Annotated in this window: 9 protein-coding genes, 2 tRNA genes and 2 rRNA genes; 2 read left to right on the forward strand and 11 right to left on the reverse strand. The window is 44.9% G+C overall.

Annotated features, from left to right (window positions below; translation table 11 throughout):
• The 7 genes from F988_RS00670 to F988_RS00700 form a co-directional block, all read right to left on the reverse strand.
• Positions 1 to 1388 (reverse strand): 23S ribosomal RNA (locus tag F988_RS00670); the annotation flags it as partial.
• A gap of 466 nt (positions 1389 to 1854) precedes the next feature.
• Positions 1855 to 1930: transfer RNA gene (locus F988_RS00675), tRNA-Ala, on the reverse strand.
• A 71-nt stretch (positions 1931 to 2001) separates the two neighbouring features.
• Positions 2002 to 2078: transfer RNA gene (locus tag F988_RS00680), tRNA-Ile, on the reverse strand.
• 177 nt (positions 2079 to 2255) lie between these two features.
• Positions 2256 to 3792: ribosomal RNA gene (locus tag F988_RS00685) — 16S ribosomal RNA — on the reverse strand.
• Positions 3793 to 4164: 372 nt separating this feature from the next.
• Entirely contained in the window at positions 4165 to 5226 is a 1062-nt protein-coding gene (locus F988_RS00690; RefSeq protein ID WP_004680504.1) for a DUF6670 family protein, read from the reverse strand.
• Positions 5227 to 5242: 16 nt separating this feature from the next.
• Positions 5243 to 6076, reverse strand: coding sequence for a CDP-diacylglycerol--serine O-phosphatidyltransferase (pssA, locus tag F988_RS00695; protein ID WP_004674635.1), 834 nt, complete (start codon positions 6074 to 6076; stop codon positions 5243 to 5245).
• Between the two features lie 39 nt (positions 6077 to 6115).
• Positions 6116 to 6973: a 23S rRNA (adenine(2030)-N(6))-methyltransferase RlmJ gene (locus F988_RS00700; RefSeq protein ID WP_004674634.1), complete on the reverse strand. Its 858-nt coding sequence runs from the start codon at positions 6971 to 6973 to the stop codon at positions 6116 to 6118.
• Between the two features lie 118 nt (positions 6974 to 7091).
• Between F988_RS00700 and F988_RS00705 the strand changes: the two genes are divergently transcribed.
• Complete coding sequence (locus tag F988_RS00705; RefSeq protein WP_004680506.1) at positions 7092 to 7700, forward strand: 2OG-Fe(II) oxygenase; 609 nt, start codon at positions 7092 to 7094, stop codon at positions 7698 to 7700.
• Between the two features lie 64 nt (positions 7701 to 7764).
• Positions 7765 to 8292: a hypothetical protein gene (locus F988_RS00710; protein WP_004674632.1), complete on the forward strand. Its 528-nt coding sequence runs from the start codon at positions 7765 to 7767 to the stop codon at positions 8290 to 8292.
• A gap of 24 nt (positions 8293 to 8316) precedes the next feature.
• Here F988_RS00710 and F988_RS00715 read toward each other — a convergent pair whose 3' ends face one another.
• The 4 genes from F988_RS00715 to F988_RS00730 all read right to left on the reverse strand — a co-directional run bounded on the left by F988_RS00715 (position 8317) and on the right by F988_RS00730 (position 12483).
• Entirely contained in the window at positions 8317 to 8559 is a 243-nt protein-coding gene (locus F988_RS00715) for a DUF2789 family protein (protein WP_004680507.1), read from the reverse strand.
• Positions 8560 to 8716: 157 nt separating this feature from the next.
• Positions 8717 to 9703 (reverse strand): malate dehydrogenase, encoded by a 987-nt coding sequence (locus F988_RS00720; protein ID WP_004680510.1) that lies wholly within the window; start codon positions 9701 to 9703, stop codon positions 8717 to 8719.
• Between the two features lie 169 nt (positions 9704 to 9872).
• Positions 9873 to 10559 carry a ribonuclease T2 family protein gene (locus F988_RS00725; RefSeq protein ID WP_438837805.1) on the reverse strand — a complete coding sequence of 229 codons (687 nt, stop codon included), beginning with the start codon at positions 10557 to 10559 and terminating at the stop codon, positions 9873 to 9875.
• A 25-nt stretch (positions 10560 to 10584) separates the two neighbouring features.
• Positions 10585 to 12483: a lytic transglycosylase domain-containing protein gene (locus tag F988_RS00730; protein WP_171055724.1), complete on the reverse strand. Its 1899-nt coding sequence runs from the start codon at positions 12481 to 12483 to the stop codon at positions 10585 to 10587.
• Between the last annotated feature and the right edge of the window lie 230 nt (positions 12484 to 12713).

The raw sequence follows: 12713 nt of genomic DNA on the forward strand, positions 1-12713 counted from the left end.
GGAATATTAACCAATTTCCCATCGACTACGCCTCTCGGCCTCGCCTTAGGGGTCGACTCACCCAGCCCCGATTAACGTTGGACTGGAACCCTTGGTCTTTCAGCGAACGGGTTTTTCACCCGTTTTGTCGTTACTCACGTCAGCATTCGCACTTCTGATACCTCCAGCATACTTCTCAATACACCTTCTTCGGCTTACAGAACGCTCCCCTACCACGTAACTTAAAAGTTACATCCGCAGCTTCGGCACATAGTTTTAGCCCCGTTACATCTTCCGCGCAGGCCGACTCGACTAGTGAGCTATTACGCTTTCTTTAAAGGGTGGCTGCTTCTAAGCCAACCTCCTAGCTGTCTATGCCTTCCCACATCGTTTCCCACTTAACTATGATTTTGGGGCCTTAGCTGGCGGTCTGGATTGTTTTCCTCTTGACTACGGACGTTAGCACCCGCAGTCTGTCTCCCGGATAGTACTCATTGGTATTCGGAGTTTGCATCGGTTTGGTAAGTCGGGATGACCCCCTAGCCGAAACAGTGCTCTACCCCCAATGGTATTCGTCCGAGGCGCTACCTAAATAGCTTTCGGGGAGAACCAGCTATCACCAGGCTTGATTAGCCTTTCACCCCTATCCACAAGTCATCCCCTGGCTTTTCAACGACAGTGGGTTCGGTCCTCCAGTTAGTGTTACCCAACCTTCAACCTGCTCATGGATAGATCGCCTGGTTTCGGGTCTATACCCAGCAACTAAACGCCCTATTAAGACTCGATTTCTCTACGGCTCCCCTATTCGGTTAACCTCGCTACTGAATATAAGTCGCTGACCCATTATACAAAAGGTACGCAGTCACCGAACATGTCGGCTCCCACTGCTTGTATGCATGCGGTTTCAGGATCTATTTCACTCCCCTCACAGGGGTTCTTTTCGCCTTTCCCTCACGGTACTGGTTCACTATCGGTCAGTCAGGAGTATTTAGCCTTGGAGGATGGTCCCCCCATATTCAGACAAGGTTTCACGTGCCTCGCCCTACTCGTCATCATTATGTGTGCCCTTTCGTGTACGGGAATATCACCCTCTACGTTCGCACTTCCCAGAGCGTTCCACTAAAACACACATAACTTAATGGGCTACTCCCCGTTCGCTCGCCGCTACTAAGGGAATCTCAATTGATTTCTTTTCCTAAGGGTACTGAGATGTTTCACTTCCCCTCGTTCGCCTTGCAACACTATGTATTCATGTTGCAATACCTACCTTATGGTAAGTGGGTTCCCCCATTCAGATATCTCCGGATCACAGGATATTTGCCGCCTCCCCGGAGCTTTTCGCAGGCTATCACGTCTTTCTTCGCCTCTGACTGCCAAGGCATCCACCACATGCACTTAATTACTTGACTATAGAACCCCAAACAGTCGTTAATCCCTACAAGTAGGATTAAGACAATTAAATAAATAATTAATGATCTATTTAATCTACAGTTCGAAGTCCCGTGCACTTAAGCACCGTACAGCTTCAATCTAAATTCATATACCAAAACGCTTGATTCAGTGTTTTTGCTAGTTCTCATTTCTAACAACTCAGCTTAAAGAATTAATTCTTCTTGCTTTGTTATTGAATGAGTGAACAATTTATTTCAGACTCAAATTCTAATCTGTTAATGATTAACTACAGCCTCGTCAGCTTGCAGTAAACTGTGATAAATCACAGAAGTTAATAAATCTAAATCAATCTCTTGATTCACCTTATTTATTAAGTTCTATAATTTAAAAATATCTTTCACTACCATATTAGATCAGATACTACGCGCAGCATAGCTGCTTGTCTTGCGCTTCGGCAAAGCGTTGCTTTGCTGATCGAAGCTCTGGTGGAGACTAGGAGAGTCGAACTCCTGACCTCCTGCGTGCAAAGCAGGCGCTCTACCAACTAAGCTAAGTCCCCAGCTTACAATCATAATGAACGATATATCTTCTCATCTAGTAGCTTGTGATTATTCATCACTTCGTCAGTAGTGGTGGGTCTGACAAGACTTGAACTTGTGACCCCACGCTTATCAAGCGTGTGCTCTAACCAACTGAGCTACAGACCCTGAGAAATAAAAGAAGAGATCGTTGATCTCTTCTTTTATTTCGCAAGACAAGCGCAGCGCGTAGTGCACGACTTATCTCTAAAATTAAAAAAGAGAAACAATACTTTTTCTATCTTTCATTCGATATATCTCGAAGAACAACTTGTTGTGGATTCTTACCGATCGTCAATCTTTCGTTAAGGAGGTGATCCAGCCGCAGGTTCCCCTACGGCTACCTTGTTACGACTTCACCCCAGTCATCGGCCACACCGTGGTAAGCGTCCCCCCTAAGGTTAGACTACCTACTTCTGGTGCAACAAACTCCCATGGTGTGACGGGCGGTGTGTACAAGGCCCGGGAACGTATTCACCGCGGCATTCTGATCCGCGATTACTAGCGATTCCGACTTCATGGAGTCGAGTTGCAGACTCCAATCCGGACTACGATCGGCTTTTTGAGATTAGCATCCTATCGCTAGGTAGCAACCCTTTGTACCGACCATTGTAGCACGTGTGTAGCCCTGGCCGTAAGGGCCATGATGACTTGACGTCGTCCCCGCCTTCCTCCAGTTTGTCACTGGCAGTATCCTTAAAGTTCCCATCCGAAATGCTGGCAAGTAAGGAAAAGGGTTGCGCTCGTTGCGGGACTTAACCCAACATCTCACGACACGAGCTGACGACAGCCATGCAGCACCTGTATGTAGATTCCCGAAGGCACCAATCCATCTCTGGAAAGTTTCTACTATGTCAAGGCCAGGTAAGGTTCTTCGCGTTGCATCGAATTAAACCACATGCTCCACCGCTTGTGCGGGCCCCCGTCAATTCATTTGAGTTTTAGTCTTGCGACCGTACTCCCCAGGCGGTCTACTTATCGCGTTAGCTGCGCCACTAAAGCCTCAAAGGCCCCAACGGCTAGTAGACATCGTTTACGGCATGGACTACCAGGGTATCTAATCCTGTTTGCTCCCCATGCTTTCGTACCTCAGCGTCAGTATTAGGCCAGATGGCTGCCTTCGCCATCGGTATTCCTCCAGATCTCTACGCATTTCACCGCTACACCTGGAATTCTACCATCCTCTCCCATACTCTAGCTGACCAGTATCGAATGCAATTCCTAAGTTAAGCTCAGGGATTTCACATCCGACTTAATCAGCCGCCTACGCACGCTTTACGCCCAGTAAATCCGATTAACGCTCGCACCCTCTGTATTACCGCGGCTGCTGGCACAGAGTTAGCCGGTGCTTATTCTGCGAGTAACGTCCACTATCCTAGAGTATTAATCCAGGTAGCCTCCTCCTCGCTTAAAGTGCTTTACAACCAAAAGGCCTTCTTCACACACGCGGCATGGCTGGATCAGGCTTCCGCCCATTGTCCAATATTCCCCACTGCTGCCTCCCGTAGGAGTCTGGGCCGTGTCTCAGTCCCAGTGTGGCGGATCATCCTCTCAGACCCGCTACAGATCGTCGCCTTGGTAGGCCTTTACCCCACCAACTAGCTAATCCGACTTAGGCTCATCTATTAGCGCAAGGTCCGAAGATCCCCTGCTTTCTCCCGTAGGACGTATGCGGTATTAGCATTCCTTTCGGAATGTTGTCCCCCACTAATAGGCAGATTCCTAAGCATTACTCACCCGTCCGCCGCTAAGATTAGGTGCAAGCACCCAATCCCCGCTCGACTTGCATGTGTTAAGCCTGCCGCCAGCGTTCAATCTGAGCCATGATCAAACTCTTCAGTTTAAAATCATTAGTAGCTTATGGCTACAAATCTTGGCTCATCAATTTTCTGACTAAAAATTCGCTCAAATAAACTTCGAGAAATTTCTACCATTCAATCAATGATAATATATCGATCAATCAATCAGTAAAAATCCACACAAGTTGTTCTTCTATTCTCTTAATGATCTTCTCGATGATTCGTCATCATCAAGCTAGGTCGGCTATGTTACCCTAAATCTCTTTAAAGTCAACAGGTAATTTCAACTTTATTTTAAACCACTTTAAATAATTGATTTAAAACAACTTTCAATCAACAGCACCGCCGATGGAGTCGCATTATAGATCATTCTAAATACCTTGCAACCCCTTTCTTTAAATTATTGCAACAACTGCCTACTTCTTGCACAAATAGGGTTGAAAATGTGGAATTTGGTCCATTATTTGTTCAGTTTTACTTTTTTCCTGCCAATGCAAGGGACGACAGTCCACATATTCGCAGTAGCCTGAACCCTCATAATTTTCATTTTTCCAGAACAATTGGTAGTTGAAGCTTCCCACATAACCCGCTGCCAAGCCAAATTTATAGTCCCCTCGGCTTTGTGCCTGTAGATGAAAAACAACCTCATCATTTTCCTGATACTGCCAAATAAATTCTCTGGGCAAATACATTTCCCGACCATTGGGTGTCTGGATTTTAGGATAGACCCGTGTCACATCAAAAATGACCTGTTTCTCATAAAGTCGTGTTTCCTGTCCCGCAGACTGAATCTCAATTCTTGAAAAAACGATGTTGTTCCATTGGTTCCTTAGTTCTGAGAATACGATTTGTAAGTCTGGAGTCACCTGAATAATTTGATAAGTAAAAAAATTAAAGGCTATGAAAGGTAAGTAAATTGCCCTGGCATGTTTTAAGATACCCTGTGCCTCAATTTGGTATTTCTGTTTTTTGTAGGTGATTTCACCCTCACACTGGCATCTTGCATACCAATAGTCCGCTACACCCCATTGTAAAGCTGAATGATTTTCTATTTCCGCATGGGTATTTACCTTAAGCTGACAACTTAATTCTTCATCAATACGCTTAAAGTAATAATTGGGAAATTCTGCCTGAATATGGTCAACATCTAAAAATTGATAACGGTCCATTTCAAACTGACACTGTTCTTTGGCACTATAACTTTTGAGATGCCCTACAGTGGCAACACTACTACTGACCAAAACGGTTGCGGTATCAATAGCTGTGGTCGCAATTGAGCTGGCGTTATAACAGACAGGAATTCGTGGTTGCCCAATCAGGCTGATAAAGTTGAGGTAATGAAACGGTTCAGGCAAGTTTGGCAAAATCAAGGCCTGATAGACGATCTTGAACAAGCCTTTTGGGAGATAAAAAGTTAAAGCATCTGTCTTATTCAGGTTCAGCAGCTTTAATTGATTGTTATTCATCAATATTGGCATACTGAACCTCCATTTTTTAGGTTGTTATTTTTGAATCATTCTTTTTGGCAAATAAAGTGGTTACCAAGCCTGAAAGAATATAGAGAATAGATACCATCAGGATTCCTACTGGAATGTTGTACGTGATTGCGGCAAAAATCAAGACCACAGGCAGCATCACAACAAAAGGTACACGTTTGCGGTCCATTTGTTTAAATGAGTAGTACTTGATATTTGAAATCATCAATAGGCCAATACCTATCATAACCACACAGTTAACAACCTGAACCACGATATCCTTTAAGTCAAAAACGAATGGAAAATCCTGTTCAACCCAGACCATTGAGATCACCGTCACCGCTGCAAGCGGGCTGGCAATTCCAATAAAGTAACGCTTGTCTACCACGCCAATCTGCACATTGAAACGTGCTAAACGGAATGCGGCACAGGCCGTATAGATAAAGCAACATGCCAAACCAATACGGCCAAGGTCATGTAAACTCCAGCTATACATCAGAATTGCTGGCGCAACACCAAATGCCAATAGGTCAGACAGTGAATCATATTGTTCGCCAAATGCACTTTGTGCCCCGATTGCGCGTGCAACACGACCATCCAGACCATCCAGCAATGCCGCCAGAAAAATGGCATAAATCGCCTGGTTAAAGTTTCCATTCATGCTTGCGATGATGGAATAGAAACCCGAAAGAAGTGCAGCAGTGGTAATCAGGTTAGGCCATAGATAGATGCCACGGCGTTTTACTTTCTGTCCCTCATGCGTCTGCTCTTCTTCTTCCACTTCAAATGTGATGCCATCGAAAGAATGGTCTCTATTATCTAAATCAGAATCTGGTTTAAGAGAATTTGTCATTATTTTCAATTCCTCGAGAATATCGTGACGGTGGTGGGCTTATTCACCCACCAACCAACGCACCGCAGCGTGACCACCATTTTCACTCATGCGCAAATGTGGGAATAGCCATTGTAGAGCCTGGTCCGCATCTTCTGAGAACTTCCAGGGTGGGTTGATCACCAACAAACCACAGCCATTTAACCCGACTGGTGTGTCATCTGGCCATACACAGATTTCGCACACCAACTGACGGCGAATCCCCGTCTTGAACATTTTCTTTTCAAAACGTTCGATCATGGCACGGTCTTTAATTGGATACCAAACCGCAAATACACCTGTAGGCCATTTTTTATAGGCAGTCTGCAACAGCTCAACCAGTTGTGGGAAATCTTTACGCTCGATCTCATAAGGTGGGTCGATCATGACCAAACCACGTTTTTCTTTAGGTGGAATAACACCCAACAAACCCTCATAAGCATCACGCTCATGCAAGCCCATACGTTTATCACGGATGTTGTGGCGTAATTGCTGGAATACATCACGCTGCATTTCAAACACAGTCGCTTTATCAATTTCACGCATCGCCTGCAAGGCAAACCACGGAGAACCAGGATAGCTGCCTTTGCCCTCTTCAGCACGCAGGCTTTCCACCAGTTTCAGGTATTCCTGAATGGCTTCAGGTGCCTGGCGTTTTTCCATTTCACCCAACTGTACCAGACGATGAATCCCTGTTAAGAATTCGCCAGATTTTTGCGCTGGCGCAAGTGATAGATCATACTTGCCCGCCCCGCCATGAGTATCAATATATCGATATGGTTTATCTTTGGCATTTAAACGCGTGAGTAGTTGAAGCAAGAGTACATGCTTCATAACATCGGCAAAGTTACCCGCATGGAAATGGTGACGGTAATTCATGTTGACAATTATTCCTCAATTCAGAGGATAGTTTAACATGAAAATAGAGGCTATTCTTTAGCATTGATGTGATCACCTCAAATTGCCCTATAAACGATTAAGCGTGAACTGGAACTGTATGCAATCTTCTTCCCTCCCAAGCCACTGGAATCTGGACAAGATTCTGGATGATTTAAATGATGCTGGATTTGCCCTGATTGATGAGGTGTATCCAAATGAATATGTACAGGCTCTGGTAGATGAATGTAGTTTACATCTGGAACAGTTCAGGGCGGCAGGTGTACAGAATGGTGTGATGAGTCACATTCGTAGCGATCATATTTTATGGATTGATGGTCAACTTCCGATTGCGCAGCAACATATCCAGACTCTGAAACATTTATCCAAAGTTTTGAATCAGGCTTTTTATCTGGGAATTAAAGAGGTGGAGGCGCATTTTGCCTGTTATCACGCAGGTGAGTTTTATACGCTGCATCGGGATAATCCACAACAGAAAAATGACCGCATGATTTCAACCGTGTTCTATCTGCATAAAGACTGGCAGGAGGATTGGGGTGGTCAATTACGTTTGCAGGATAAGAATGATCAGTGGCATATCATCCAGCCCCTACCCAATCGCCTTGCGATCTTTCAAAGTGATTTATTACATGAAGTTCTGTTATCGAAACAACAGCGTTTATCCATCACCGCATGGCTACGACGTGGAAACTCAATATGGAATGGTTAAATCCTTTAAATTACGAAAAACAGCCCGATATAACTCGGTATAACTGACGATTTTGGATCGATAAATGTCAAATGAAACCAAACAGGTGATTGCACGGATTGGTGAAACCGACCAACTTTATTTAAATGGTAATACCCCTGAACTGGCTTTGGAGCGGGCTGAATTGCGTTTGCAACTAGTCTTGCTGAGCCATGTCCGTCAGGAACAGTTGCATTTTTTGCAGGAAGCGATTGTTCTACTTGAACAGGCTCGCATTGAATATGAAGAAATGCCTTTAAGTCTATATTTAAATCTGTCTTTATGCCTTGCAAAGGCTTATATGATTTATTTTGAATTGACTAAGGAGCAACGGTTCGCCTTAATTACTCAGCAAATTCTTAAACCTTTGGCTTATACCGAAAGCTTAGAGATTTATTTCTTTCTGGCTTATGCCTCAGCAGCGAAAAAGGAACAAGCATTAACGCAACATTGGCTGAAAAAGTATGTCTCCTGTTTAGACCATGATCTGGAACTGTTACAGGTTCACCCTGCATTTAGCCTTGCCCGTGAGAAAGAATGGTTTAAAACCCTGATTCGAAATAAAGCTCACTAATGTGAGCTTTATTTTTATGTGTGCCTATTGAGTGCTATCTAAATGCAGTTGCTGATTCAACTCATCAATCACAATGGCCCAGTCGTCATCTTTATCCCAATGGCTTTTTAGGAAATCACGCTGGCCAGCACTCCAGAACTCAGCCTCATGTAGTTTTTGATCAGCCCCAAGCTGATGGGTTTTTACAAAACTTTCAATTGAGGCATCATCCGCCTCAAGTCCCAGTTGTTCAAATAAAAGCTTAAGCGTTGGTTGTTGTTCAAACATTGTTATTCTCCACATCATTATCCAGATCAAAATAATCTACCAGCAAATACTGATTACATGGAGAGGTATGTCTATATTTTCTTGTTGTTTTTTGTTTTTTATCGCAACAAAAAAAGCACTCTCTTGGAGAGTGCTTTCAATTTATCAAAAAGATAAATTATTTTAGCATGTCAGCAATTGCCGCACGTTCTTCTTCAAGTTCCTGAAGTGTCTTGTACATACGTTCACGGCTGAACTCATCAATTTCAAGACCTTCAACACGGGTGTACTCGCCATTTTCACAAGTCACTGGCACACCGTACATTACGCCTTCAGGGATACCGTAAGAACCGTCAGATGGAATACCCATAGTTACCCATTTGCCATTTGTACCCAACGCCCAGTCACGCATATGGTCTATTGCAGCGTTGGCAGCTGAAGCAGCTGAAGACAAACCACGCGCTTCGATAATCGCAGCACCACGTTTACCAACAGTTGGAAGGAATACATCTTTATTCCATTCCGCATCGTTGATCTTGTCTTTCAAGCTTTCGCCATTTGCAGTTGCAAAACGGTAGTCAGCATACATTGTTGGAGAGTGGTTACCCCAAACTGTCAATTTCTCGATGTCAGCAACCGCAACACCCGCTTTCTGAGCGATCTGGGTCAACGCACGGTTATGGTCAAGACGCAACATTGCGGTGAAGTTTTTCGCTGGAAGGTCTGGAGCAGATTTCATCGCGATATAAGCGTTGGTGTTTGCAGGGTTACCTACAACCAATACCTTAACGTTACGGCTGGCAACTTCGTTTAAAGCCTGACCTTGACCGATGAAGATTTCGCCATTTACTTTCAACAGGTCAGCACGTTCCATACCAGGGCCACGTGGACGAGAACCTACCAACAACGCATAGTCTGCATCTTTAAATGCAACCTTTGGATCATCAGTCCCGATCATGCCTGCCAATAATGGGAAAGCACAGTCATCAAGTTCCATCATTACGCCTTTAAGCGCTTGTTGAGCTTTTTCAACAGGAACTTCAAGCAATTGCAGAATGACTGGTTGATCTTTACCTAACATTTCACCGCTTGCTATACGGAATAGTAAGCTATAACCAATTTGACCAGCAGCGCCTGTAACGGCAACACGAACGGGTTGCTTCATGTGATATTCTCCAGTGAGATGCGTTAGCACGATTGAATTTTCTTGTTATTCAACCGAATTATCATAGACGGCAAAGATTGTACTCTAAAGCGAACATAGATGCATGTGAAAGAGAATGGATTTCAACAAAAGTCTGATAGAAAATACAAATTAAGCTAGAAAAAAATGCCTAATAGCTGCCCTTGATGGTAAATTCGTTTGGACAGCCCGTGACAATATGGCTTGCACATTGTTTGTATTGCCCATTTTTCTGGTAACACACACGGATTTCCGTCAGGATGAAATCGAATCTGGAAGCCTGACAGCTAAAACGGATTCCGTTTGGTGGCAGGGATGGATTGAGCTTGGCAAATTGCTGACGCAGGTTTTCCTTTTGCACCTTAATGGTATTTGGACTTGTCAGGTCGGCAGGAATTTTCAGGCGCTCGGCAAAGTTGATCACCGTCCTGAAATACTGACTGGCATTCATAGGGACACAGCCGCCAACATTTTGCCAAAGTTGAACCCGTGCGTTTTCATCAGGCATAACCCGTGCGACAACTCTTGCCTGCAATGGGCTTAGTTTTGCTGAAGTCTTGGTTTCACAGTTTTTATTGACAGGCACTTCTGGCAGCAGACTAGAGATGGTTAGTGAATAACCCTCCAGACATTTTCGCTGTTTCTGCTTCGATGTATCCAATTCACAAGCCGCAGGCGTCATTTGTATATGCATGACATAACCCACCAGATCGTTATTATCTGCTGCATATAATGGCGCACTGAATGATAGAACCAAGTAGCAGAACAGGCTCTGCAAGGTTAACAACATTGATCGCTTGAATATTTTTTTCAATTTCATCAAATACAAAAACTTCATTGTTTCAAATTAAACATCTCGTGTTCTAGGGTTCATTGCGCACAGGAATGATATTCATGCGTTTCTGCAAGGATTGCGCACCCTGCCCTAGTACCACGCCATAATGTGTTGCATTGGTCATGACATGCTTGACGTAATCACGTGTTTCCAATAATGGAATGCTTTCTGTGTACTGGTCTGCCGCCATGCTCTGGAAATCTGGCTGCCAGCGTCTTGCCCGATTTGGACCAGCGTTATAACCTGCTGTTGCCAGTACCGCATTGCCACTGAGCTGGCTTTGAATCATGGACAAGTAATAGGTGCCATAGCGAATATTGGTATTCATTTCGCTCAGTGCGGCTGGGTTATAGGTTTCCCCCATTTGGCGGGCAACCAACTTGGCCGTGTTTGGCATGATCTGCATCAAGCCACCCGCTCCAACATTGGAACGCGCTGTTGTTACAAATCGGCTTTCCTGACGCATTAAACCATACGCCCAGGCAGGATCAATACCAGCATTGTAACTATGGCTGGTGACATTGCTACGGTGCGGTGTTGGAAAACGGTAGGTGTCGTTATGCTTGTTGATGGTACGGTCAGCCGCATAGATTGCCCGATCATACCAACCCATGTCATGTGCACGTTTTGCCGCGGCCAGCAACATTCCATCATCCTGCTGCAAGTAGGCCTGACGAACCGCCCAGTTCCATTCCCTGTTGATGTAGTTTGCTGGCGCATTCACATCCCGAAGTGCAAATGCACGTCTAAAATGGATGTTTTGATTTAAACGCTGTATATCCTGTGAACTCGGCTGCTCATCATAGGGTTGATGGTTATAACGCTCGCCCAAACGATCCTTGGCAAGCAAGTTATGATAGTCATCACCACTTTGCGCCAGTTTGCGATAAATCTGCTGCGCCGCCTGTTTTGATGCCGCATTTGAACGTTGCTCAGAGGCACGCGCCAACCAATATTGCCAACGATCTTCCTGTTTCTGGGTGACTGACATCGCATCAATCGCACGAATCAAGCTTTCCCATGCACCGAAACGAATCGCCTGACGCGCGTAAATTTCGGCTTCCTCTGGGCTCAGCGGATAGCCATAACTTTGGTCGTAGGCATTGAGCACTTCACGATTAAAACCATTTTTCATCACTGTGGTGCCACCCACATATCCAATGGTACGGTACAAATATTTTTGTACAGGCGGTGGCGTATCCTGAGCCGCGCGCTGGATATTTGCCAGGGCATTGCTTAAATCACTGTCAGCCACACGCCCCAGAGCAAAAATCAGATAGGCATAATCCGCATCATTGGTTTTTGGCGCACTCCATAAATACCCCAATGGGTTTTCCTGAATCTGATTCAACTGGGCAAGTGAAAGATTCAGCCCCATAGTTTGTGCGGTTGCAATAGCCTGCCCCGACTGCCCTGCGCGCAACTGTCCCCACAAGCGTTGCTGACGGTCCTGAGCAGTCATAAGCGGGCTGGAAAGCATCATTCGCCCCAATCCCGTGCATGAGTCAGGCTGGGCATTGGTGGCTAACCAGACATCTTTATATTCCGCATAAACCAGACTGTCGCCTGTCTGTGCCCTGACCTGCGCAACCGCGCAACTTTCGGCCTGGTCTGGATTGGTCACATAGCTTAAAACGGGTTTTGCTTCGCTAAAATTCGCTTGTTTGACTTTTTCTTCTACATAATCCGCCGCTAGCTTCTCAGCCATTGCAGATTTTGGGTAGCGTTGGGCAAAGCTGAGAATTGAGGACGCAGGCTGAAAACCGAGATTGGTGTTGAGTTTCCAATATTCTGGATAATAGCCCAATACATCATTCTGCATCGCAGCTTGATATTGATCCAGCAAGGCGGTGTTGCTGCTATTGGCCGCACGCAGGGCATCGTTAAACTGTTCATCCAGCGCATAGACAGAAGAGCACACAATCATTCCACCAACCGCCACAATACGGCGGAAGTTTTTCTTGTTATTCAGTTTGTTGGTCACGGTTGTTATAAAATCATGTTGCTTATTCATCTTCATCAATACATTTGCCCAGTTTTGCCCTACGGTTATAGTGTAATAAGTCTGGCTCCCCACTATTGTTGTGTTATGTAACTTGCTGATTCATATTCATTAAGATTCACGTAATTTCACCCACAATGTGTCCATTTTTTTCA

Origin of the sequence: Acinetobacter parvus DSM 16617 = CIP 108168, from assembly GCF_000368025.1 — a bacterium.
GTDB lineage: Bacteria > Pseudomonadota > Gammaproteobacteria > Pseudomonadales > Moraxellaceae > Acinetobacter > Acinetobacter parvus.